Annotated in this window: 21 protein-coding genes and 1 pseudogene; 13 read left to right on the plus strand and 9 right to left on the minus strand. The window is 61.3% G+C overall.

The genetic code is table 11. The features are described 5' to 3' along the window. The first annotated feature begins 59 nt into the window (after positions 1-59). Positions 60-1,214: a DUF1624 domain-containing protein gene (locus DNK50_RS19100; protein WP_112195800.1), complete on the plus strand. Its 1,155-nt coding sequence runs from the start codon at positions 60-62 to the stop codon at positions 1,212-1,214. A 55-nt stretch (positions 1,215-1,269) separates the two neighbouring features. On the opposite strand, the gene metE is transcribed toward DNK50_RS19100, so the two are convergent. Beyond that, a complete protein-coding gene (gene metE, locus DNK50_RS19105) occupies positions 1,270-3,558 on the minus strand; it encodes a 5-methyltetrahydropteroyltriglutamate--homocysteine S-methyltransferase (RefSeq protein WP_112195802.1) in 2,289 nt (762 codons plus the stop codon). 182 nt (positions 3,559-3,740) lie between these two features. On the opposite strand from metE, the gene DNK50_RS19110 reads away from it, so the two are divergent. The 4 genes from DNK50_RS19110 (at position 3,741) to DNK50_RS19125 (ending at position 8,683) form a co-directional block, all read left to right on the plus strand. Beyond that, positions 3,741-5,384, plus strand: coding sequence for a sensor domain-containing diguanylate cyclase (locus DNK50_RS19110; RefSeq protein WP_112195804.1), 1,644 nt, complete (start codon positions 3,741-3,743; stop codon positions 5,382-5,384). Positions 5,385-5,573: 189 nt separating this feature from the next. After that, entirely contained in the window at positions 5,574-6,671 is a 1,098-nt protein-coding gene (locus DNK50_RS19115) for a carboxynorspermidine decarboxylase (RefSeq protein WP_112195806.1), read from the plus strand. A 28-nt stretch (positions 6,672-6,699) separates the two neighbouring features. Then, on the plus strand, positions 6,700-7,944 hold the full coding sequence (locus tag DNK50_RS19120; RefSeq protein ID WP_112195808.1) for a saccharopine dehydrogenase family protein: 1,245 nt from the start codon (positions 6,700-6,702) through the stop codon (positions 7,942-7,944). A 499-nt stretch (positions 7,945-8,443) separates the two neighbouring features. Beyond that, positions 8,444-8,683 carry a DUF6124 family protein gene (locus tag DNK50_RS19125; protein WP_112195810.1) on the plus strand — a complete coding sequence of 80 codons (240 nt, stop codon included), beginning with the start codon at positions 8,444-8,446 and terminating at the stop codon, positions 8,681-8,683. 37 nt (positions 8,684-8,720) lie between these two features. On the opposite strand, the gene glsB is transcribed toward DNK50_RS19125, so the two are convergent. From glsB to DNK50_RS19150, 5 genes are all read right to left on the minus strand, one after another. After that, positions 8,721-9,629, minus strand: a complete 909-nt coding sequence (gene glsB, locus DNK50_RS19130) for a glutaminase B (RefSeq protein ID WP_099586933.1) — start codon at positions 9,627-9,629, stop codon at positions 8,721-8,723. An 80-nt stretch (positions 9,630-9,709) separates the two neighbouring features. Further along, positions 9,710-10,096, minus strand: a complete 387-nt coding sequence (locus DNK50_RS19135) for a hypothetical protein (RefSeq protein WP_099586934.1) — start codon at positions 10,094-10,096, stop codon at positions 9,710-9,712. Then, on the minus strand, positions 10,086-10,481 hold the full coding sequence (locus tag DNK50_RS19140) for a hypothetical protein (RefSeq protein WP_099586935.1): 396 nt from the start codon (positions 10,479-10,481) through the stop codon (positions 10,086-10,088). Before DNK50_RS19140 ends, DNK50_RS19135 begins: the two co-directional genes overlap by 11 nt. 60 nt (positions 10,482-10,541) lie before the next feature. After that, positions 10,542-10,886 carry a hypothetical protein gene (locus DNK50_RS19145; RefSeq protein WP_099586936.1) on the minus strand — a complete coding sequence of 115 codons (345 nt, stop codon included), beginning with the start codon at positions 10,884-10,886 and terminating at the stop codon, positions 10,542-10,544. Positions 10,887-11,000: 114 nt separating this feature from the next. After that, positions 11,001-11,411 carry a hypothetical protein gene (locus tag DNK50_RS19150; protein ID WP_099586937.1) on the minus strand — a complete coding sequence of 137 codons (411 nt, stop codon included), beginning with the start codon at positions 11,409-11,411 and terminating at the stop codon, positions 11,001-11,003. A 110-nt stretch (positions 11,412-11,521) separates the two neighbouring features. Here DNK50_RS19150 and DNK50_RS19155 point away from each other — a divergent pair, with 110 nt between their 5' ends. Beyond that, on the plus strand, positions 11,522-12,382 hold the full coding sequence (locus tag DNK50_RS19155) for a helix-turn-helix domain-containing protein (protein WP_112195812.1): 861 nt from the start codon (positions 11,522-11,524) through the stop codon (positions 12,380-12,382). Continuing rightward, positions 12,370-12,495 (plus strand): annotated as a pseudogene (locus DNK50_RS19160) (ABC transporter substrate-binding protein); the annotation flags it as partial. The gene DNK50_RS19155 and the pseudogene DNK50_RS19160, both read left to right, overlap by 13 nt. A gap of 96 nt (positions 12,496-12,591) precedes the next feature. Here DNK50_RS19160 and DNK50_RS19165 read toward each other — a convergent pair. The 3 genes from DNK50_RS19165 to DNK50_RS19175 are packed head-to-tail and all read right to left on the minus strand — an operon-like array spanning position 12,592 to position 15,830. After that, the gene (locus tag DNK50_RS19165; protein ID WP_112195813.1) at positions 12,592-14,067 is read right to left on the minus strand and encodes a glycerol kinase GlpK; all 1,476 of its coding nucleotides are present in this window, start codon (positions 14,065-14,067) and stop codon (positions 12,592-12,594) included. 4 nt (positions 14,068-14,071) lie between these two features. Continuing rightward, on the minus strand, positions 14,072-15,004 hold the full coding sequence (locus DNK50_RS19170; RefSeq protein ID WP_112195815.1) for a transketolase family protein: 933 nt from the start codon (positions 15,002-15,004) through the stop codon (positions 14,072-14,074). Beyond that, on the minus strand, positions 14,994-15,830 hold the full coding sequence (locus tag DNK50_RS19175) for a transketolase (protein ID WP_099586941.1): 837 nt from the start codon (positions 15,828-15,830) through the stop codon (positions 14,994-14,996). The genes DNK50_RS19170 and DNK50_RS19175 overlap by 11 nt, the downstream gene beginning before the upstream one ends. A gap of 361 nt (positions 15,831-16,191) precedes the next feature. On the opposite strand from DNK50_RS19175, the gene DNK50_RS19180 reads away from it, so the two are divergent. From DNK50_RS19180 to DNK50_RS19205, 6 genes are all read left to right on the plus strand, one after another. Next, positions 16,192-17,199, plus strand: coding sequence for an ABC transporter permease (locus tag DNK50_RS19180; RefSeq protein WP_099586942.1), 1,008 nt, complete (start codon positions 16,192-16,194; stop codon positions 17,197-17,199). A gap of 50 nt (positions 17,200-17,249) precedes the next feature. Next, positions 17,250-18,182: a sugar ABC transporter substrate-binding protein gene (locus tag DNK50_RS19185; RefSeq protein ID WP_112195817.1), complete on the plus strand. Its 933-nt coding sequence runs from the start codon at positions 17,250-17,252 to the stop codon at positions 18,180-18,182. A gap of 15 nt (positions 18,183-18,197) precedes the next feature. Then, complete coding sequence (locus DNK50_RS19190) at positions 18,198-19,706, plus strand: sugar ABC transporter ATP-binding protein (protein ID WP_112195819.1); 1,509 nt, start codon at positions 18,198-18,200, stop codon at positions 19,704-19,706. A 146-nt stretch (positions 19,707-19,852) separates the two neighbouring features. Further along, positions 19,853-20,617, plus strand: coding sequence for an SDR family oxidoreductase (locus DNK50_RS19195; protein ID WP_099586945.1), 765 nt, complete (start codon positions 19,853-19,855; stop codon positions 20,615-20,617). A 9-nt stretch (positions 20,618-20,626) separates the two neighbouring features. Further along, positions 20,627-21,427, plus strand: a complete 801-nt coding sequence (locus DNK50_RS19200) for an SDR family oxidoreductase (protein ID WP_099586946.1) — start codon at positions 20,627-20,629, stop codon at positions 21,425-21,427. Between the two features lie 45 nt (positions 21,428-21,472). Further along, entirely contained in the window at positions 21,473-22,426 is a 954-nt protein-coding gene (locus DNK50_RS19205; protein WP_032889554.1) for a sugar-binding transcriptional regulator, read from the plus strand. Positions 22,427-22,436: the final 10 nt, after the last annotated feature.

Here is a 22,436-nt window from a genome sequence, read left to right on the forward strand (position 1 = left end):
CGGGCACGTTAATGTTATAGGATAACGTCCAATTTCCACCCTGCCCTGCGATCCCGCCCATGACTGATGCTGCTCCCCTACGTCAACGCCTGCTCTCCATCGACGCCCTGCGCGGCCTGGTGATCCTGTTCATGCTGCTCGACCACGTGCGGGAAACCTTCCTGCTGCACCGCCAGGTCGGCGACCCGATGAGCATCGACAGCACTGAACCCGCGCTGTTTATCAGCCGCACCCTCGCCCACCTGTGTGCTCCGGTGTTTGTGTTGCTCACCGGGCTGTCCGCGTTTTTGTACGGCCAGAAATACCAGGGCCGCCGCGATGTGTCGGCGTTCCTGTTCAAGCGCGGGTTGTTCCTGGTGGTGCTGGAGTTCACCCTGGTCAACTTCGCCTGGACCTTTCAACTGCCGCCCAGCGTGATCTACATGCAAGTGATCTGGGCGATCGGCCTCAGCATGATCGCCCTCGCCGCCTTGGTGTGGTTGCCGCGACCGCTGCTGATCGCGCTCGCGCTGGTGATCATCGGCGGGCACAACCTGCTCGATGGCGTGCACTTCACTCCTGGTTCGGCGCTGCAAGACGTGTGGGCCATCCTGCATGAACGCAGCTGGATCGAGGTCTCCGCAGACCTGCGCCTGCGCACCACGTATCCGGTACTGCCGTGGATCGGCGTGATTGCCCTGGGCTACGGCATCGGTCCGTGGTTTGCCAATGCCACCTTGCCTGCGGTGCGCCAGCGCTATCTGTTGCTGGCCGGTATGGGATCGTTGGTAGGGTTTGTAGCGCTGCGTGCAATCAACGGCTATGGCGAGAAGCCTTGGCAGGCCTATGAGAGTGGCGTGCAGACGTTGATGAGCTTTTTCAACGTAACCAAGTACCCACCTTCGTTGTTGTTCCTGGCGTTGACGCTGGGGATTGGGCTGTTGCTGCTGTTGGCGTTTGAACGCGCCGGGCACAAGCGTTGGATCGGGGTATTGGCCGTGTTTGGTGCCGCGCCGATGTTTTTTTACCTGTTGCACCTGTACGTGTTGAAAGTGCTGTATGTGGCGTGTGTGGCGCTGTTCGGGCTTAACCAGGGCAACTACTTCGGGTTCGACAGCATCGGCGCAGTCTGGATGGCGGCGCTGTTACTGCCGCTGGCGTTGTACTTGCCGGTGCGTTGGTTTGCCGGGTTGAAGGCGCGTCGACGGGATCTGGCGTGGCTCAAATACCTCTGAGCTGACTTAGATTAAATTGTGGGAGGGTGCAAGCCCCCCACACTTTTTGACCGTGCTATGCCAATTCAGCTCGAAGCTGGCGAGCCGCAGTCACCATATGAATCAACGCCGCCTCAGTCTCCGGCCAGCCCCGCGTCTTCAACCCGCAATCCGGGTTCACCCACAGCCGCTCGGCCGGAATCCGCTTGGCCGCCTTGCGCAGCAGGTTGGCCATTTCCGACGCATCCGGCACCCGTGGCGAGTGAATATCGTAGACGCCCGGACCGATGTCATTCGGGTACGCGAAGGCTTCAAACGCGTCCAGCAACTCCATGTCCGAGCGTGAAGTTTCGATGGTGATCACATCGGCATCCATCGCCGCGATGGACTCGATTACATCATTGAATTCGCTGTAGCACATGTGCGTATGGATCTGGGTGTCGTCCCGTACGCCGGAGGCGCACAGGCGGAACACTTCGGTGGCCCAGTCCAGGTAGGGCTGCCACTGCGCCTGGCGCAATGGCAGGCCTTCGCGGAAGGCGGCTTCGTCGATCTGCACGATCTTGATGCCGGCCGCTTCCAGGTCCACCACTTCATCACGAATGGCCAGGGCCAATTGGCGGGCCTGCACTTCGCGGCTCACGTCTTCGCGGGGGAACGACCACATCAGCATCGTCACCGGGCCGGTCAGCATGCCTTTCATGACCTTGTGGGTCAGGCCTTGGGCATAGCGGATCCACTCCACCGTCATGGCCTTCGGGCGGCTCAGGTCGCCGAAGATCACCGCCGGTTTCACGCAGCGCGAACCATAGCTCTGCACCCAGCCAAAGCGCGTGAACACGTAGCCGTCCAATTGCTCGGCGAAGTATTCGACCATGTCGTTACGCTCGGCTTCGCCATGCACCAGCACATCCAGGCCGAGGTTTTCCTGCACTTCGACGGCGTGCTTGATCTCGCTGTGCATTGCTTCGACGTATTCGGCTTCGCTCAACTTGCCGGCCTTGTACGACTGGCGCGCCAGGCGGATCGAGGCGGTCTGCGGGAACGAACCGATGGTGGTGGTCGGGAACAGCGGCAGGTTGAGGCCTGCACGCTGCTGCGCGATACGCTGGGCAAACAGCGAGCGGCGCTGACTGTCCTTGGCGGTAATGGCGGCAACGCGTGCCTGGACCGCCGGTTTGTGGATACGCGGCGAAGCAGCACGGGCGGCCTGCACGGCGCGGCTGTGCGTCAGGGCAGCGAGCACATTGGGCGCTTCAGGCTGGTTGACTGCCTGGGCCAGCACCGCCACCTCGGCGCACTTCTGCACGGCAAAGGCCAGCCAGCTTTTCAACTCGGCATCGAGCTGGTCTTCACGGCCCAGGTCCACCGGGCTGTGCAGCAATGAGCAGGACGGCGCCACCCACAGGCGATCACCGAGTTTTTCATGGGCATGCCGCAAGGTCGCCAGGGCGTTTTCCAGGTCGCAGCGCCAGACGTTGCGGCCGTTGACCACTCCCAGGGACAGCACCTTATACGCCGGCAGGCGATCGAGGATGGTCGGGTACTGTTCCGGCGCGCGCACCAGGTCGATGTGCAGGCCGTCGACCGGCAGGTTGGCGGCCAAGCCCAGGTTTTCCTCCAAACCGCCAAAGTAAGTGGCGACCAGTTTTTTCAGCGGGTCACGCTGGATCAGGTTGTAGGCGCGTTCAAACGCGTTCTTCCATTCCTGCGGCAGGTCGAGCACCAGGATCGGCTCGTCGATCTGCACCCATTCCACGCCCAGTTCCGCCAGGCGCTGGAAGATCTGGCCATACAACGGCAGCAGGCGGTCCAGCAGGTCGAGTTTGTCGAAGTCACCGCCCTTGGCCTTGCCCAGCCACAGGTAGGTCAGCGGACCGATCACGACAGGCTTGACGTTGTGGTCCAGCTCGCGGGCTTCCTGGACTTCTTCGAACAGTTGGTCCCAGCCCAGGTGGAACTGCTGGTCGACACTGAATTCCGGCACCAGGTAGTGGTAGTTCGTATCGAACCACTTGGTCATTTCCTGGGCGTGGGCACCGCCGCAGCAACTGTCGCTGAGACCACGCGCCATGCCGAACAGGGTGTGCAGCGTGGCCTTGCCATCCGCCGGGCGAAAGCGCTCGGGAATCACGCCGAACATAAGCGAATGGGTCAGCACCTGGTCGTACCAGGCGAAATCCCCAGCGGGCAGCAACTCGATGCCGGCCTGTTTTTGCAAATCCCAGTGGGTTTTGCGCAAGTCACGGCCAACGGCGCGCAGGCCGGCTTCGTCGAGCTCACCCTTCCAGAACGCTTCCTGCGCTTTTTTCAATTCACGATCGCGTCCAATGCGCGGAAATCCAAGGGAATGAGCGACTGCCATGACTTACAACTCCAATGTCGTTATGCATGGCAGTCATTGTCGGGATTAGATCATAGTGAGACAAACTCATTATATTTTAGACCATCACAAGTTTCACTCATGTTAAGACCTACCTTTAGCAGACACGGCACCCATTCATTGCGGGTACTATGCTCGCGAACAACACATCCAAATGAGCACCCATGATCAAAGCCAGCCTGCGCACTCACTTGACCCTATGGTTTGCTGCTTTGTCCTTGCTCACGTTACTGAGCGTGGGTTTTTATGTAGGGCACATCGCCACGGGGCAAATGAAGCAGGCCAGCGGCAATGCCTTGTTGAGCACGGCACGATCCACGGCTGCGCTGCTGGCTGTGCAACTGCACGAGCGCCAGCTGGAGGTTTCCCTGCTCAGCAAAGCGCCGCTGTTTCGCAAAGGTGACTTGAACGAGCCGGACATCCTCACGCTGATGGAACTGCGCACCCAGTCTCGCGCCGAATACGCCTGGATGGGCGTCGCCGATGTCGATGGCCGTGTGCGCCAGGCGGTGAATGGCCTGCTGGTGAATCAATCCGTCAGCCAGCGCCCTTGGTTCCAGGCGGGCCTGCACGGCGAGTACACGGGCGATCCCCATGAAGCGGTGCTGCTGGCCAAGTTGCTGCCGGGCGCGGCGAATGGCGAGCCGTTGCGGTTTATCGATTTCGCCGCGCCGATCCGTAACGCCAAAGGCGAGACCATCGGCGTACTCGGAGCCCATGCGCACTGGCGTTGGGTCACGCAAATCGTCGATTCGGCGGTGATGCAGAAGGACGCGATCCCTGACATCGAGGCACTGATTGTCGACTTCGATGGCAAGGTGCTTTATCCCGAAGTGTTGGCCGGTGAGCAGATGCCCAAAGACAGGCTGGTCACGTCTTCCGGCTGGAGCACAGCCAACGGTTTTGTGACCGCTTCGGTCGCCGTGCCAAGCCCCGCCAACGCGAAAATGAACTGGTACATCATGGTGCGCCAGCCCTTGGAGGTGGCCCTGCAACCGGCACGCACGCTGCTCTACAAACTCCTGATACTCGGCGTACTCGCCGCCGTGGCGTTTGTGGTCGCGGCGTATTGCCTGGCCTCCTCCCTCAGCCGGCCTATCGAACGGCTGGCCAAGTCCGCCAAGCAAGTCCAGGAGCATCAGCCCGGCGCGGTGTTTCCCCAGGCGCACTCAGTGCTGGAAATCGCCCAGCTGGGCCGCTCGCTGACCGGCATGACCCAATCCCTGCTGGCCAAGGAGCGCCAGTTGCAGGACGCCAACGCCTCCCTGGAAGCCACCGTCGCCCAACGCACCGCCGACCTCACCCAGGCCAATACCGAGCTGCTCAACCTTGCGACCCACGACGCACTGACCGGCGTCTACAACCGTCGCCGCTTCGACGAAAAACTCGCGGAAAACAGCCTGCTGTTCCAACGCACCGGCCGCACTTTTGCCCTGCTGCTGATCGACGCCGACTACTTCAAACGCATCAATGACACCCACGGCCACGCTGTCGGCGATGACGTGCTGCGCCAACTCGCCCAACTGATCCAAAGCACCACCCGCGTCACCGACTTTGTCGCCCGCTACGGCGGCGAAGAGTTTGCCGTGCTGCTACCAGCGGTCGAAGCACCGGACAGCCCGGATGTGGTGGCCGAGAAGATCCGTGCCGCGATTGCCGGCGCGCAGTTTGAACAGGTGGGGCCTGTCACGGTGAGTATCGGCGTGGGCATTGCCGCACCGTCGGACCGCGACACACGGGCGCTGCTGAATCGGGCGGATCAGCAGTTGTATGAGGCCAAGGCTGGCGGGCGTAATCGGGTGGCGTGAGGCCCGGGAGCTAGCTTTGTGGAGAGCGGACCTGTTGTGGTGAAAGGCTGATCACAAGGCAGGGTTGTCATCTTGGCAGGGCAGAATAATCGCGGCGCAGCTAAATCCGCTCACTAACCTTTCGATCCTGACCAAGTGCGGGCACAATGCGTGTCCTTTTTTGGCAGGCACCGCCGCAGGCTCTCAAAAATGATCAAAACGCCGTACTACCTCATCGATAAACAGAAGCTTCTGGTCAACATGCAGAAGATTGCTTACGTGCGCGAGCAGTCCGGCGCCAAGGCCCTGCTGGCGCTCAAGTGCTTTGCCACCTGGTCGGTGTTCGACCTGATGCAGGAATACATGGACGGCACCACCTCGTCGTCGCTGTATGAGTTGAAGCTCGGTCGCCAGAAGTTCGAAGGCGAGGCGCACGCGTATAGCGTGGCCTGGGCCGACGATGAAATCGAAGAGATGCTGGATAACTGCGACAAGATCATCTTCAACTCGATCAGCCAGTTGCAGCGCTTTGCCGAGCGTTCCGAGGGCAAGACCCGTGGCCTGCGTGTCAACCCGCAGGTAAGCAGCTCCGACTACCTGCTGGCCGACCCGGCGCGCCCATTCAGCCGCCTGGGTGAATGGGACCCGGTGAAGATCGAAGGCGTGATCGAGCAGATCTCTGGTTTCATGTTCCACAACAACTGCGAGAACGGCGATTTCAGCCTGTTCGACCAAATGCTCAACACCATCGAAGAACGTTTCGGCGCGCTGCTGCACAAGGTCAATTGGGTCAGCCTCGGCGGCGGCATCCATTTCACCGGTGAAGGCTATGCCATCGACGCCTTCTGCCAGCGTCTCAAGGCGTTCTCGCAGAAGTACGACGTGCAGGTCTACCTGGAACCCGGCGAAGCGGCGATCACCAACAGCGCCTCCCTGGAAGTCACCGTGCTCGACACCCTGTACAACGGCAAAAACCTCGCCGTCGTCGACAGCTCCATCGAAGCTCACCTGCTGGACCTGCTGATCTACCGCCTCAACGCCAAGCTGGCGCCAAGCGACGGCGAACATACCTACATGGTGTGCGGCAAATCCTGCCTGGCCGGGGACATCTTCGGCGAGTATCAATTTGATCGTCCGCTGGCCATCGGCGATCGGCTGTCGTTCATCGACACTGCTGGCTACACCATGGTCAAGAAAAATTGGTTCAACGGCCTGAAAATGCCGTCCATCGTAGTGAAACAACTCGACGGTACAGTCGAAGTGGTTCGTGAATTTGGTTACGACGACTACCTGTCCAGCCTTTCGTAAGCTGGCGGATATAGGAGAAAGAAAGCAATTGAAAAAGAACGTTCTTATCATTGGTGCAGGAGGTGTCGCCAAGGTGGTGGCCCACAAGTGCGCGCAGCACAACGACGAACTCGGTCGTATTGCTATCGCGTCGCGCAACATCTCCAAATGCCAGGCCATCATCGACAGCGTCAAGGCCAAGGGTAGCCTCAAGGTTCCCGCCGATATCCAAGCCTTCGCGCTGAACGCCATGGACGTGGAAGCGACCAAGGCCCTGATCCGCGAGACCGAATCGCAGATCGTCATCAACGTCGGTTCGTCGTTCCTGAACATGTCGGTCCTGCGTGCCTGCATCGACACGGGCGTTGCGTACCTCGACACCGCTATCCACGAAGAGCCGGGCAAGGTCTGCGAGACCCCGCCGTGGTACGGCAACTACGAGTGGAACCACCTGCAAGAGTGCAAAGACAAGAACATCACCGCCATTCTTGGCGTGGGCTTCGACCCAGGCGTCGTCAACGCGTATGCCGCGCTGGCGCAGCAACAGCATTTCGACCGCATTGATTCGATCGACATTCTCGACGTCAATGCCGGCAGCCATGGCAAATACTTTGCCACCAACTTCGACCCGGAAATCAACTTCCGCGAGTTCACTGGACAGGTGTGGAGCTGGCAGAACAGCCAGTGGACCAGCAACACCATGTTCGAAGTCAAACGCACCGACGACCTGCCGGTCGTGGGTTCGCAGAACCTCTACCTCACCGGCCACGATGAAGTGCACTCGCTGTCGAAAAACCTCGACGTGCCCAACGTGCGTTTCTGGATGAGCTTCGGCGAACACTACATCAACGTGTTCACCGTGCTGAAAAACCTCGGCCTGCTCTCCGAGAAGCCGGTCACCACCGCCGAAGGCCTGGAAGTGGTGCCGTTGAAAGTGGTCAAGGCCGTGCTGCCCGACCCGTCTTCGCTCGCCCCTGGCTACACCGGCAAGACCTGCATCGGCGACCTGGTCAAAGGCACCAAGGACGGCCAGCCGCGTGAACTGTTCATCTACAACGTGGCCTGCCACGAAGAAGCCTTCGCCGAAACCGACAGCCAGGGCATCTCCTACACCGCAGGCGTCCCACCGGTAGCCGCCGCGCTGCTGGTCGCCCGTGGCGAGTGGGATGTGAAACACATGGCCAACGTCGAGGAACTGCCGGCTGAGCCGTTCCTCAAGGCGCTGGACGTGATGGGCTTGCCGACTCGGATCAAGGACGAGAAAGGTGATCGGGCCTGGGATGCGATTGCCTGATAGGCATAGCTGACCGAACAAAAAAATGCGCCCTCAGGGGCGCATTTTTTGTTTGGGGTGGATGGCGATTCCAAAACCAATGAAGATCCAAATGTGGGAGGGGGCTTACCCCCGATGAGGCCGTTTCAGTTGATGCATCTTTGGCTGACACACTGCCATCGGGGGCAAGCCCCCTCCCACAGGGATAGCACTTCGCCCCAGACTCTCAGAGTTTTCCCACGACTGTTTCAGGTTGTCGCTCGGAACGCGGCTGACTAACCTCTGCGCCGTCGCTGCCAATTCAGCGACCGGATTTGACCGTCCGATTCCCAACTGCATCTGTGCCACATCGAATCAGGCGTTTTCTTGACGCCTGCTGTATCGTGTCGCGGCAGCTGTACGCGGGATACCTTCGGGTATGCCGGGCTCCTTGGGACCGGTCGGTCAACCCGCGTATAGCTGCCACCCTAATTCGTTTGACCGCGAACCGTGGCAGCTCCATTCCCCTTGGAGTTCCACCATGATCAAAGACACCCCAAATCCCCCAGAAAAACTCTTCACCGTACGCCCCAACCTGGGCACGGAAACCCTGCTAATCAACGCCTCCCAGGATCTATCCTCAATCACCGACATCGCCACCCACCTCGCCTTTGAAATCGACGGCGCCCAACGCAATGTGGCATTGGGCATCTGCCGAATGCTGGAAGGCGTGCAACTGTTGGTGGACAAAGCACTGGATGACGCCCATCCAGCTGCATGAGACCCAGATCATCGTTCCCACTCGCGCGGGAACGATCTCAAAACACCGACCACCCAATCCGCTCACTCAACAATTCCAACGCCCTGATCCCCGCCAGCGAGTTCCCCGCCGCGTTCAACTCCGGCGACCACACGCACACCGTGAACTGCCCCGGCACCACTGCGACAATCCCGCCGCCGACCCCGCTCTTACCGGGCAACCCCACGCGATAGGCAAAATTGCCCGCCTCGTCATACAGCCCGCTGGTGGCCATGATCGAGTTGACTTGCTTGGTCTGGCGCGCCGTGAGGATCTGCTCGCCGCTGTGGGCGCTGGTGCCTTCGTTGGCCAGGAAGCTGAAGGCCTTGGCCAGGTCCAGGCAGCTCATCTGCAAGGCGCAGTAGTTGAAGTAGCTGTGCAGCACCGCGTCCACGTCGTTATGGAAATTGCCGAAGGACTTCATCAGGTAGGCCATGGCCGCGTTGCGTGCGCCGTGCTGGGCTTCGGAGTCGGCGACAACTTTGTTGACCAGGATCTGCGGGTTACCCGACAGGCGCCGCACAAAGTCACGCATCGACAGAATCGGCACGGCGAAGCGTGACTGGTTGATGTCGCAGATCACCAATGCGCCGGCGTTGATGAAGGGATTGCGTGGCCGGCCGCGCTCGAACTCCAGTTGTACCAGGGAGTTGAACGGTTGCCCCGAAGGCTCATGGCCCAGGCGCTCCCAGATGCTTTCGCCGCCGTGGTCGATAGCCTGCACCAGGCTGAACACCTTGGAAATGCTCTGCACCGAGAACAGCGTATCGGCGTCGCCGGCGCGGTAGGCCGAGCCGTCGTTGCCGTACACGGCGATACCTAGTTGGTTGGCCGGTACATCGGCCAGCGCGGGAATGTAATCGGCAACTTTGCCGAGGCCGATCAGTGGGCGCACTTCGTCGAGGATCGACTCCAGCAGCGCCTGCATGTCTTGTCCTGTCATCGTGGTTTGAATCAGTGATAAGCGGGGCGCGGAGGATACCTGAAACACGCAGGTCAGGTGAGCTACTACAGAACGTGAAACCCCGCCTCGTCCCGGTAATACATGAGGGACTCGTACTGAAACGACATCAAGAAACAGGCGTCACACCTCGTAGCCAGTTGCTGCGCCAGTTCCCTGACGTCAGCCAATGGATCAGCGCCCTCCGGCGCAGGCCCTTTGATGCGCAGATAACAACGAATGGCCACCGTAAATGCCAGATCATTCGTGTCTTGCGCCCGAATATCAGGATCATCCACTTCATAGCAGCCGCTCAGAAAAAGACCTGAATAAAAATGCGCCTCCACCGACTGTTCATGCTGTTCCAGTTCAGCACCACCCACCGCGTTCACAGCGTCAGCCAGATGTGCCAGGGACATTCGCTTATCAGCCTCAAGATGAATATCAAGCCCCATGGAGCGCAGCCTCCAACTGTGTGTACAGGCGTAACCCCTCAGTCTCGTCAGCGTTTGCATCGAGAAACACCAGATCCTCGCAAAGCCCGGACGGCAACGAAATACCCACCACAAAATCTCGTCCTGCTGCGCCCGCCAAGGATTTTGCAAACAGGACCAATTGGTCAATTTGAGATTGGCTAACGGGAGGCAAAGGAAGGTTGAGCCCGATAAACCAATCATTCAGGTCATCAGGCGCCATGTCGGGTGTACGCTCGTGCTGGTGATTCACAAACACGGCGCAATATTGCGCCCAATCGCTGACAAACGCGCGAAAGGCGTCGACCAATACCGATTCGACTGCTTGGTTGTCAGAACCATCGACGTAACAATAAAGCGTGGGCATGGTGCGCATCCTGGGTCCGCGTGCGGCGATTCTAGCGTGAACGCGTTAATACCTCGATTTTCAAGGCGCGCGGAAGCCCCACACAATCTCTACCACCCGCTCGGCCACCACCAGATAAACCAGGACCAGCAACAGCTGCAAGGCCAGGTGATAACGCAGCTTGGCCAGCCTGCGAATGCCATCGCTGACGTTCAGGAACATCAACACCGTGGACAGGATGATCAACCCCCAGCCCGCCACGTTTGACGCAAACACGCCGATAAAAAGGGCCTGCTGACCGAGAAGCGCGTTGGTGCCCGCCGCAAACAACAGTGCGCAGACCAGCAGGTTTTTCACATTGTCGAAAATCTGCGTACTCAGGTCGTTGTCCAACAGGGCCATATATCTTTTCAACAACGTGCGCATGGATCAGTACCGGGTAGGGATCGCTCGTCAGTCAAAGTAGTTCAATTGACCCTGCACCGCTCGCCGACCGGCGAGAAAGCCTGCCTCCTCGCCACAGATAGGTGTTGCGCGCCTTCAAAAATGCGCCACATCCGACACCCGCTCATCCAGCACATCCCGCGCCAACGCCCAGGCCTGGTCCTTGGACTCCACCACCAGCAACGGATAGCCCCAGGCCTTGCCGAACATCAGCGCAAACGGTTTGAGTGCCAGGCGTTTGGCGGCGCTGGGTTCTACCTGGATCATGCCTTTGACGAACGTGTGCAGCGCCTGTCGGTGCTTCTTCATCCAGATCGAGGCTTGCTTGCGCTGTTCATGGGAGTGTTCGTAGTCGTTTTCGTCCACGGCTTTTTCGTGCAGCAGCAGGAAGGATTGCTGCCGTGCCAACAGGTCTTCAAAGACCCGGAAGGCGTCCTCCGGCCCGCCTTGGTTCGGGGCATCGAAGACGATTTTGACTACAGGGAACGTTGTACTGTCGAGTCGCATGGCAAAGCTCCTTAATGAGAGTGGATCTCACTATAAGAAAGCCCGCGCTGGACGGCATTGCACAGAATAGCCAGACTATTTCGCAATTCGGCCAACTTTCGAGACCTGCCATGAAACACCTGCGCCTTGATCTGCACGACCCGCTGCTGGCCAAGGATGCCGATGTGGTTCAGCGCGCCGTGGTGGCCGTGGGCGCCAGCAGCGCGTCGGACACCTGGGAGCACACCCCGCATACTCACCGCAAGGGCCAGTTGATGTACACCCTGCGCGGGGTGATCCACTGTGAAATCGAGGCCGGGATATGGATTGTTCCGCCGCAATGCGCGCTATGGATTCCCGGTGGCGTGTCGCATTCGGCGCGGGGCAATGGCGAAGCCCATGTGTATTGCCTGCTGATCGACCCCGATGCCGCAGGCGCCCTGCCCACGCAATGCTGCACGTTGGGCGTGTCGGGTCTGTTGCATGAGTTGATCAGCAAGGCGATCGGCTTCCCACAACTGTACGAGGTCGACGGTGCCCAGGGACGGTTGATCAACACGCTATTGGATGAACTCGCCCAAGCCCCGCTGGAAGCCCTGCACCTGCCGATGCCCCAGGACTCACGCTTGCGCCGCCTGGCCAATAGCCTGCTGGCCGACCCGGCCGACAAAGCCACCCTCGGCCAATGGGCCGTGCGTATCGGCATGAGTGAACGCAGCATGACGCGCCTGTTGCTGGAGGAACTGGGCCTGAGTTTCGGCCGCTGGCGTCGGCAGTTGCATGTGATCCTGTCGTTGCAACGTTTGGCCACGGGCGACAGCGTGCAGCGGGTGGCCCTGGACCTGGGTTATGAAAACGCCAGCGGCTTTATCACCATGTTCCGCAAGACCGTAGGCCAGCCGCCGGCTCGCTATCTGGCGGATCGGGCCGCGATGAGCTGGCACGAATTCCCCAGCGGCCTGCCGCTGCTCGAAGCGCCGGACAATGGGTGAAAAACCATCCGCAGGACGCGGCGAAAGTGCTGGGACCGCTGTGGGGTAACCTGGATGTGGCCACGGTTGAAGCGGCAAACGCGCGCCGCAGCTATCAGGTGCAACCGGTGACGGTGGGCGACAGTTACAGATGAGCTGACTGATAAACCGCTATCGGGGGCAAGTCGAATCATCGCACCGCCCCTCCCACAGTTGATCTCCACGGATCTTTAGAGAAGGGTGCGGGCCAAGGCCTTTTTCCACTCTGCGTAACGGGCTGCCATCGCCAGATCATCCTGCGGCTCGAACCGCTCGCGCTGGCGCTCCAATTGCCCCAACGCTTGATCACTCGCCCAAATCCCCAACGCCCTGCCCGCCAGATGCGCTGCGCCCAACGCCGACACTTCCGGCGACAGGCTGCGCACCACCGGGCGTTGCAGCAGGTTGGCCAGGAACTGCATCAGCCAACGGTTGCGCGTGGCGCCGCCGTCCACCCACAGTTCCTTCAACGGGCTGCCGATGTCCTGCTGCATCGCTTCAAACACATCACGAATCTGATAACCGATGGACTCCAGCGACGCCCGCAGGATATGCGCGCCCGAGGTGGCTTCCGTCAGCCCGCAGATCAATCCACGTGCATCGGCTTTCCAATGCGGTGCGCCCAGACCCGACAGGGCCGGCACGAAGTACACGCCGCCATTGTCCGGCAGTTGCGCCGCTTGCTCGGTCAGGGCATCCAGGGATTCGCCGGCCACCAGCCGCGAGGCCCACTGCACGGCGGCGCCGGTGTGGACGATATTGCCTTCCATGCCGAAGGTCGGCTTGCCGCCGTCATGCCAGGCCAGGGTGGTCGACAGCCCATGGGTGGACGCAATCGGGCCGCTCATGGGCGTCATCAAGGATGAGCCGGTGCCGAGGGTGGCCTTGACCAGCCCCGGTGCAAAACCGCCCTGCCCGTACAGCGCGGCGTGGGAGTCGCCGATCATCGACATCACCGGGATGCCCGCAGGCAAGCCGCCCAACGCGACGGTTTCGGCGAAGAAACCGGCGCTGGGCTGGATCGGTGCCAGCGCCGCCAACGGAATGGCAAACAGGTCCAGCAACTCGGGATCCCAGGCGCAGGTGTGCAGGTTGAACAGCTGCGTGCGCGCCGCGTTGGAATAGTCGGTGGCAAACACCCGGCCGCCACTGAGTTTCCACAGCAGCCAACTGTCGACGGTGCCCAGGCAAATCTCACCCGCTGCGGCGCGGGCGTGGCCGTTGTCCAGGTTGTCGAGAATCCAGCGGAATTTGCCCGCCGAAAACATCGGGTCGAGGGCCAAGCCGGTTTTTTCGAGGATGAGCGCCTCATGCCCCTGCTCATGTAATTGGGTACACAACGCCATGGAGCGGCGGCATTGCCAACTGATGCACGGTGACAACGGCTCGCCGGTTCGCCGGTCCCAGGCCACCACGGATTCACGCTGGTTGCTGATCGCCACGGCGGTGATGGGCCGATCCACCTGGGCGAGGCATTCCTCCATCGCGGCCAGGGTGCTGTGCCAGATAAACAGCGGGTCCTGTTCGGAGAAACCGGCCTGGGGATGGCTGACGCTCAGTGGCCGCGAACCGCGAGCAATCACCTGCCCCAGTTCATTGACCAGCACCGCCTTGGCATTGCTGGTGCCTTCGTCTATCGCCAGGATCAGCGGAGTGTTGTTAGTCATGGGTTCACCGCAACCGAGTGGCAGCCGCCACAATCCCAGCCGCGTCGATGTTATGCAAGGCGCGGGTCGGTTCACGGGCGCCGGCAGCGGCGTATTCGCCATCGCCGATGCCCAGGCGGATCAGGGCAATGCCCAGCCCGGCTTCGGCCAGCACTTCGGCGACCAGGCTGCCGACGCCACCGTTGATATTGTGTTCTTCCACGCTGATCACCGCGCGGGTGCCGCTCAAGGCGCTGAGCAGTACATCACGCTGCAACGGCCGGATCGATGACAGATTGATCACCTGCGCCTGGATGCCCTGCTCCGCCAGCAAGGCGGCGGCGTCCACGGCTTCATGCACCACCGAGCCCAACGCGACGATGCTCACATCCGCGCCCTGGCGCAGGATATCCACCTGACCGGGTTGGAAGTGGTAGTCGCCAGCGTGTACGTCCGGCAAGGCTTTACCGTCGAGACGGATATACACCGGGCCGTGGTAACGCAGCGCGTAATCGACAATCTGCCGACACTCGATGGCATCGGCCGGCGCGAAGATCTGCACATTGCCAAAGCCGCGCATCACCGAAATATCGTCGAGGCTGTGGTGGGTGCTGGCCAACGGGCCGTAGCTGGTACCGGCGTTCAGGCCGAACATTTTCACATTGGCCTGGTTGTAGCAGACGTCCACCTTGATCTGCTCATTGGCGCGGGAAATCAAAAACGGTGCCGCGTTGCAGGTGGCCGCAATCTTGCCACCCAGGGCCAACCCCGCCGCGACGCTGACCAAGGACTGCTCGGCAATCCCGACGTTGATCAAGCGCTCCGGGAAGCGCTGCACAAACGGGCCGATCTTGGCCGTGGACGTGGAGTCGCTGACCACTGGCACCACATCCAGCCCGGCGTCGACTGCGTCAATAAAGGCCTGCACCATGACGCTCGCCAAATGTTCACTCGCCATGGTTCAACTCCTCCAGTGCCGCATTGATTTCATCGCCCTTGGGCACGCGGTGGTGCCATTCAGGGCGGGCTTCGATAAAGGACACGCCCTTGCCTTTGATGGTGTGGGCGATCAGCACCTGGGGCGCGCCGGTTTGGGTCTGCATGCGTTCCAGGGTGTCGATCAACTGGCCCACGTCATTGCCATCGCACTCGCTGACGGTGAAGCCGAAGGCGGCCCATTTCACATCCAGCGGGTCGAGCGGCATGATCTCGGCGGTCAGGCCGGCCAGTTGCAGTTTGTTCTTGTCGACGATCACAAACAGGTTATCCAGCCCGTACTTGGCGGCGGCCATGGCGGCTTCCCAATTGGAGCCTTCGGCGAGTTCGCCATCGCCGGTCAGGACATAGATGCGCTTTTTACTGCCGGACATCTTCGCCGCCAACGCCAGCCCCACCGCCACCGGCAAGCCGTGGCCGAGGGCGCCGGTGTTGAGTTCGATACCGGGGGTTTTCTGGCGCACCGGATGGCCCGGCAAGTGGGAATTGAAGTGCTGGTAGGTGGGCAACCATTCGGTGGGGATATAGCCCGCCTGCGCCAGGCAGCAGTACAAACCGCCCACACCATGACCCTTGCTCTGGATATAGATATCGCGCTCAGGGTCTTCGGTGCGTTCCGGGCCGGTATTGAGGATGCGGAAGTACAGGGTGGCGAGGATGTCGGTTTCCGAAAGGTCCGCCCCAGTGTGGCCGCCGGCCGGTGAGTCGGCGTTGAGGCGGATCACATGACGGCGGATCAGGCGGGCCTGTTCCTTGATCTGGTGGGCGTCGTACTGGAAGGCATTCATGCAGCGGCTCCTGTGGGGCTGACCACGTGAGGTAAAAGCGTCCAAAGCTGTTTTGAATATTTATTCAGCAGTGACAATATATTTCTATTTAGACGCTGATCGTCCGCGCGGTCAAGTGAGCGATCCACGGAAAAATCAAATAAATCGAAGAAACATCCCTCGGACAAACGGGCAAAATCCCACACCGGCGGGTCTATCCCGTGGCTTTGGCCGGGATAAAAGCACCGGATTAGAGGCATATCCGAAAAATTAAGCGCTTGACTTTGACACGGTGTCACTGGAATCTGAATTAACAGTCAGGCACGCATAAATATTCAAGGCGCCTGAAAGCACTCCAAAAAAAATAAATCAGGAGAACACTGTGGACGCCAAAGCTATTGTCCAGCACCCGGCCGAACTCAAGCCGCCACCCCGCCCACGGTTGGTGAAACTGCTCCCCAGCAATATCGGCGGCCCGCTGATCGGTCTTGTGCTGCTGGTGCTGGTCTTCTCCTTCAGCTCCGAATTCTTCTTCTCGTTGCGCAATGGCCTGAACATCCTTGATCAGGTCACGGTGCTGGGCATCCTGGCGATTGGCATGACGGCGGTGATCGTCATCGGCGGCATCGACCTGTCGGTAGGCTCGGTACTGGCCTTCTCGATGATGATGCTCGGCTGGCTTTATCAGGATCAGGCCGTGCCGCTGGGCTTTGCGATTCCGATTTCGATCGCCACCGGCATGCTCGCCGGGCTGGTGTCCGGGGGCTTGATTACCTACGCCAAGTTGCCGCCGTTTATCGCTACGCTGACCATGATGTCGGTGGCGCGTGGCCTGGCGAATATCCTCACCGAAGGCCGGCAGATCGTCGGTTACCCGGAGTGGTTCACCAGCCTGGCCACGGTGCGGCATTTCGGTTTTCTCTCGGCCACCGTCGGGCTGTTCCTGGTGATGTTGCTGGTGGCGTGGGTGTTCCTGCGCTTTCGTGCCGGTGGTCGCAATCTCTATGCCATGGGCGGCAGCCCGGAAGTGGCGCGGCTGTCCGGCATCAAGGTACGGGCGATTACCTTGTGGGTGTACGCCATCAGCGGCGCCCTCGCCGGGATCGCCGCCGTGACCCTGGCGGCGCGCCTGGACTCCTCGCAACCCAGTGCCGGCCTGAGCCTGGAACTGGACGCCATCGCCGCCGTGGTGATTGGCGGCGCCAGCCTCAGCGGCGGCGTCGGCAGCATCGGCGGCACCCTGGTGGGCGTGCTGATCATTGGCGTGTTGCGCAATGGTCTCAACCTGCTGGGCGTTTCCCCGTTTATCCAGCAAGTGGTGATCGGCGTGGTCATCGCCCTCGCCGTGACCATCGACACCCTGCGACGCCGTTCCAGCACTGCCCGTTAACCCTGTTCGACAGTTGACACCCTCCAACAATAAAACCAGGAGTCACCGACATGTTCAGCCCCAAGAAACTGCTTATCGCCACTGCTCTGGCGGCCGCGACCCTCACCGCCACCGGCACCACCTGGGCCAAGGACCTGACCATCGGCCTGGCCGTGGCGAACCTTCAGGCCGACTTCTTCAACCAGATCAAGCAATCGGTGGAAGCCGAGGGCAAGGCCAAGGGGATCAAGGTGATCACCGTGGACGCCCAGGGCAACTCCTCCACCCAGGTCAGCCAGATTGAAGACCTGATCACCCGCCAGATCGATGTGCTGATCTACATCCCGGCCGGTGCCACTGCTGCGGGTGTGCCGGTCAAAGCCGCCAAGGCCGCCAACATTCCGGTGATCGCCGTGGACCGCAACGCCCCCGACGCACCCGGCGATACCTTTATCGCCAGCGACAGCGTGGCCGGCGCCAAGACCCTGGCCGAATACGTGGGCAAGATCACCGACGGCAAGGGCCGCATCGCGATCCTGCAGGGCCAGCTCGGCACCACCCCGGAGAATGATCGCGCCAAGGGTTTCGAAGAAGGCCTCAAAGCCTTCCCGGACCTCAAGGTCGTGGCCCAGCAACCGGCCGAATGGGCCCAGGACAAAGGCTTCGCCGTGGCCCAGGACCTGCTCCAGCGTGACCCGAATATCACCGTATTCTTCGGCCGCGCCGATGCCATGGCCCTGGGTGCCGCACAGGCGGTGAAGGTCGGCAACCTCGATCACAAGGTCGTAGTGGTCGGGTTTGACGGCGACGTGGCCGGGCTCAAGGCGGTCGAAAGCGGCGTGCTCAACGCCACCATGACCCAGCAGACCCAGAAAATGGGGCGCCTGGCCGTGGCCTCGGCAATTGACCTGAAGGCCGGCAAAGCCGTACCCAAGGAACAACTGCTGCCCACCGTGCTGACCACCAAAGAAAACGTCGCGCCGTTCCTGCAACAGCACCCGTAAGCCTTGGAGGTCGTCATGCAAGCAGCCGCTCTGGAGAGCAGCACCGATGCGGTGCTGTGCCTGCGCAATATCAGCAAGGCCTACGGCCCGGTGCAGGTGTTGTCCCAGGTCAATGTGGATATTCGTCCCGGTGAAGTGCTGGCCCTGCTCGGCGAGAACGGTGCCGGCAAGTCGACCTTGTCGTCGATCATCGCCGGCCTCGTGCAACCCGAAGTCGGGGGCAGCATGACCTGGCTCGGCGCGCCGTATGCACCCGCCTCGCCGGGCGCGGCACTGGGCGCGGGTATCGGCCTGATCCACCAGGAAATCCGTCTGCTGCCGCAATTGTCGATCGCCGAGAACATCTTTGTCGGTCGCCTGCCCATGCGTCATGGGCGGGTCGACCGCGATTACATCGAGGCCCAGGCGCAGATCCAATTGGAACGCCTGGGGCTCAACGTGCCAGCGTCACGCAAGGTCGAAGGCCTGAGCGTGGCGGCCCAGCAATTGGTGGAAATCGCCAAGGCGCTGACGTTGAAGGCCAGCCTGCTGATTCTCGATGAACCGACCGCCGCGCTGGGCGCCGAAGAGACCGAGCTGCTGTTCAAGCAGGTCGAACGGCTGAAAGCCGAAGGCGTGTCGTTTATCTATATCAGCCATCGCCTGGAAGAAATCGCGCGTATCGCCGACCGCGTGCTGGTGCTGCGCGACGGGCGCCAGATCGCCCTGCACGCCACCGCGCAAGTGCCGGTGCGCGAGCTGGTGGAACAGATGGTCGGGCGCAGCCTGGAACGGATTTTCCCCGCCTTGCAGGCGCCGCAGGAGCAGGTGATGTTGCAGGTCAAAGACCTGACCTGCCGCGAATTCGCCCTGCACGGCATCGACTTCAGCGTGCGGGCCGGCGAAGTGTTCGGCATTGCCGGGGTGGTCGGCGCCGGGCGTACAGAGCTGGTGCGCACCATTGCCGGTGCGGCCCTGGATATCCAGGGCCACATGGTGCTGGACGGCGAAGTCCGGCAGCTGCGCAGCCCGTTTGAAGCAATCCAGGCCGGCGTGGTGCTGGTGCCTGAAGACCGCAAGCAGCAAGGTGTGGTGGTGGAACATCGCATCGAAGACAACCTGGTCTACGGCAACACCGACCTGCTGGACAAACGCGGCTGGGTGCTCCCTGCCCCGCTGCGTGAATTTGCCCGCACCGCGGTGGCGCGGCTCGGCGTGAAAGGCGCGCCGCAGTCGCGGATTTCCAGCTTGTCCGGCGGTAACCAGCAGAAAGTGATCATTGCCAAGTGGCTGGCGCGCAATCCCAAGGTGTTCATTCTGGATGAGCCGACACGGGGCATCGACGTGGGTGCGCGGGCGGCGATCTATGAAGTGATTGCGGATCTGGCGGCCAAGGGCATGGCGGTGATTGTGGTGAGTTCCGACCTGGATGAAGTGCTGGGGCTTTCACATCGGGTGATGGTGATGAGCCGAGGCCGGCAGATGGGAATCCTGGAGCGCGGCGAGGCCACACCGGTTTCAGTCATGGAAATGGCCACCGCGTAACTAAAGTCCTACAGAGATTCAAATGTGGGAGGGGCTTGCCCCCGATGGCAGTGGTTCAGTTACAGATGCATCAACTGACACTCCCTCATCGGGGGCAAGCCCCCTCCCACAGGGGTTCCACTGTGATTTCAAGATTGGAGTAATTCATGCAGCTTTTTAGTCTTCAGGGCCAAGTGGCCTTTGTCACCGGTGCCGGCAGCGGCATCGGCCAAGCGATTGCCGTTGGTCTAGCCGAAGCCGGTGCCGACGTGGCGTGTTTTGACCTGCCCGGCAGCCCCGGCATCGCCAGCACCGTCGAGCGCATCCAGGCCCTGGGCCGTCGCGCCCTCGCCCTGAGCGGCACCGTCACCGAGCGCGCCGCGCTGGATGCAGCGGTCGCGCGAACCGAGCAAGAACTCGGCGAACTCAGCGTGGCCGTCAACTGCGCCGGCATCGCCAACGCCCAGGCCGCCGAGGACCTGGAACTGCAACGCTGGCAGACCACCCTGGACATCAACCTCACGGGCATCTTCCTCAGTTGCCAGGCCCAGGCCGCCGTGATGTTGCCGCGCGGCAAAGGCGCCATCGTCAATATCGCGTCCATGTCCGGCAGTATCGTCAACCGTGGCCTGCTGCAGGCGCACTACAACACCTCCAAGGCCGGGGTGATTCACCTGAGCAAAAGCCTGGCAATGGAATGGGCCGACAAGGGCTTGCGCGTGAATTGCATCAGCCCCGGCTACACCGCCACGCCGATGAACTCGCGCCCGGAAGTGGCCGACCAGGTGAAGATCTTTGAACAGACCACGCCCATGGGCCGCATGGCCAGCGTGGACGAAATGGTCGGCCCGGCGATCTTTCTGGTCAGCCAGGCCTCGTCTTTCTGCACCGGCGTCGACCTGTTGGTCGATGGCGGTTTTGTGTGCTGGTAGGAGTTGATCATGTCGCAACGATTCAGCGGTAAAACTGTAGTGATCACCGGCGCCTGCCGTGGCATCGGCGCCGGGATCGCCGAGCGTTTCGCCCAGGAAGGCGCCAACCTGGTGCTGGCCTCCAACGACCTGGAGCGCGTGACCTTCACCGCCGAGCAACTGGCCGGGGAATACGGCGTGAACGCCCTCGCCCTCGGCATCGATGTCACCGACGAAAGCGATATCGAAAAGCTCTACCGCGAAGGCCACGCCCGCTTCGGCAGCATTGACGTGTCGGTGCAGAACGCCGGCATCATCACCATCGACCACTACGACAAAATGCCCCGCGCCGACTTCGACAAGGTGCTGCAAGTCAACACCACCGGCGTGTGGCTGGGTTGCCGGGAAGCGGCCAAGTACATGGTCAAGCAAGGCAGCGGTCGGTTGATCAACACCTCGTCCGGCCAGGGTCGCCAGGGCTTTATCTACACGCCGCACTACGCCGCCAGCAAGATGGGCGTGATCGGCATCACCCAGAGCCTTTCGCTGGAGCTGGCGCCGCATAACATCACGGTCAATGCGTTTTGCCCCGGCATCATCGAAAGCGAGATGTGGGACTACAACGACCGCGTGTGGGGCGAGATCCTCAGCACCGACGAAAAGCGCTACGGCAAGGGCGAGTTGATGGCCGAATGGGTCAAGAACATCCCCCTGCGCCGTGCCGGCAAGCCCTCGGATGTGGCGGGCCTGGTCGCGTTCCTGGCCTCGGATGACGCGGCGTACCTGACCGGTCAGGCGATCAATATCGACGGCGGCCTGATCATGTCTTAAGGGTTTGGTATCCTCACCGACATTGTTTCACTCACTGAGGCCTTCATGAGCCAGATCGAAGAACAGCGCCTGATCACCAAGATCGCGAGCCTCTATTACGAAGAAGGGCTCAAGCAGTCCGAAATCTCCACGCAACTGGACCTGTCCCAGTCCTTTATCAGCCGTGCCCTGCGCCGGGCGCTGCAGGAAGGCGTCGTGAAGATCAGCGTGATGCGCCTGCAAGGCCTGCACCTGGAGCTGGAAACCCAACTGCAACGCCGCTACGGCGTGCGCCGGGTGATCGTGGTGGAAGCCACCGAGCCCGGCAATGACGAAAGCATCAAGCAAGCCATCGGCTCGGCCGCCGCCCACTACCTGGAAACCAGCCTGTCGCCCCAGGACCATATCGGTATTTCGTCGTGGAGCAGCACCATCCGCGCCATGGTCGGCCACCTGCACGCGCAGTCGGGCAAGCAAGGCGCCGAGGAAGTGGTGCAACTGCTGGGCGGCGTCGGTAACAAAGGCGCGTTCGAAGCCACGCTGCTGACCCAACGCCTGGCCACCCTGCTCAACTGCCCGGCGTATTTGCTGCCGTCCCAAAGCATCGAACAGTCGGTACAGAGCAAGCAGCGCATCGTGCAGATGGAAGAGGTCAAGGAAGTGCTGCAACGCTTTGACAGCATCACCCTGGCGATTGTCGGCATCGGCGACCTGGAGCCCTCGCAATTGCTGCGCAACAGCGGCAACTACTACACCGAAGACATGCTGCGCCTGCTGGCCGAGCGCGGCGCGGTGGGTGATATCTGCCTGCGTTACTTCGATGCCCAGGGCAAACCGGTGCTGGAAGAAGATGAAGAATTCGTGGTGTCGGTGGCGCTGCCCAAGTTGCGCAGCATCCACCGCGTGCTCGGCCTGGCCGGCGGGCTGAACAAGGTCCAGGCGATTCGCGGCGCGCTCAAGGGCGGCTACCTGGACATACTGATCACCGACCTGGATACCGCACAGGCCCTCAACCAATAACCTTTTTTTG

Source organism: Pseudomonas sp. LG1E9 (genome assembly GCF_003290225.1).
In the GTDB taxonomy this organism is placed as follows: domain Bacteria; phylum Pseudomonadota; class Gammaproteobacteria; order Pseudomonadales; family Pseudomonadaceae; genus Aquipseudomonas; species Aquipseudomonas cyclaminis.

What these genes read in the sequence shown, in the direction of transcription:
- DNK50_RS19150 (WP_099586937.1), bottom strand. Translation starts at nt 11,411, where the DNA reads ATGCGACTCGACAGTACAACGTTCCCTGTAGTCAAAATCGTCTTCGAT.
- DNK50_RS19195 (WP_099586945.1), top strand. Translation starts at nt 19,853, where the DNA reads ATGCAGCTTTTTAGTCTTCAGGGCCAAGTGGCCTTTGTCACCGGTGCC.
- glsB (WP_099586933.1), bottom strand. Translation starts at nt 9,629, where the DNA reads ATGCAGGCGCTGCTGGAGTCGATCCTCGACGAAGTGCGCCCACTGATC.
- DNK50_RS19155 (WP_112195812.1), top strand. Translation starts at nt 11,522, where the DNA reads ATGAAACACCTGCGCCTTGATCTGCACGACCCGCTGCTGGCCAAGGAT.
- DNK50_RS19200 (WP_099586946.1), top strand. Translation starts at nt 20,627, where the DNA reads ATGTCGCAACGATTCAGCGGTAAAACTGTAGTGATCACCGGCGCCTGC.
- DNK50_RS19110 (WP_112195804.1), top strand. Translation starts at nt 3,741, where the DNA reads ATGATCAAAGCCAGCCTGCGCACTCACTTGACCCTATGGTTTGCTGCT.
- metE (WP_112195802.1), bottom strand. Translation starts at nt 3,558, where the DNA reads ATGGCAGTCGCTCATTCCCTTGGATTTCCGCGCATTGGACGCGATCGT.
- DNK50_RS19145 (WP_099586936.1), bottom strand. Translation starts at nt 10,886, where the DNA reads ATGCGCACGTTGTTGAAAAGATATATGGCCCTGTTGGACAACGACCTG.
- DNK50_RS19135 (WP_099586934.1), bottom strand. Translation starts at nt 10,096, where the DNA reads ATGGGGCTTGATATTCATCTTGAGGCTGATAAGCGAATGTCCCTGGCA.
- DNK50_RS19175 (WP_099586941.1), bottom strand. Translation starts at nt 15,830, where the DNA reads ATGAATGCCTTCCAGTACGACGCCCACCAGATCAAGGAACAGGCCCGC.
- DNK50_RS19190 (WP_112195819.1), top strand. Translation starts at nt 18,198, where the DNA reads ATGCAAGCAGCCGCTCTGGAGAGCAGCACCGATGCGGTGCTGTGCCTG.
- DNK50_RS19115 (WP_112195806.1), top strand. Translation starts at nt 5,574, where the DNA reads ATGATCAAAACGCCGTACTACCTCATCGATAAACAGAAGCTTCTGGTC.
- DNK50_RS19170 (WP_112195815.1), bottom strand. Translation starts at nt 15,004, where the DNA reads ATGGCGAGTGAACATTTGGCGAGCGTCATGGTGCAGGCCTTTATTGAC.
- DNK50_RS19125 (WP_112195810.1), top strand. Translation starts at nt 8,444, where the DNA reads ATGATCAAAGACACCCCAAATCCCCCAGAAAAACTCTTCACCGTACGC.
- DNK50_RS19165 (WP_112195813.1), bottom strand. Translation starts at nt 14,067, where the DNA reads ATGACTAACAACACTCCGCTGATCCTGGCGATAGACGAAGGCACCAGC.
- DNK50_RS19140 (WP_099586935.1), bottom strand. Translation starts at nt 10,481, where the DNA reads ATGCCCACGCTTTATTGTTACGTCGATGGTTCTGACAACCAAGCAGTC.
- DNK50_RS19205 (WP_032889554.1), top strand. Translation starts at nt 21,473, where the DNA reads ATGAGCCAGATCGAAGAACAGCGCCTGATCACCAAGATCGCGAGCCTC.
- DNK50_RS19185 (WP_112195817.1), top strand. Translation starts at nt 17,250, where the DNA reads ATGTTCAGCCCCAAGAAACTGCTTATCGCCACTGCTCTGGCGGCCGCG.
- DNK50_RS19100 (WP_112195800.1), top strand. Translation starts at nt 60, where the DNA reads ATGACTGATGCTGCTCCCCTACGTCAACGCCTGCTCTCCATCGACGCC.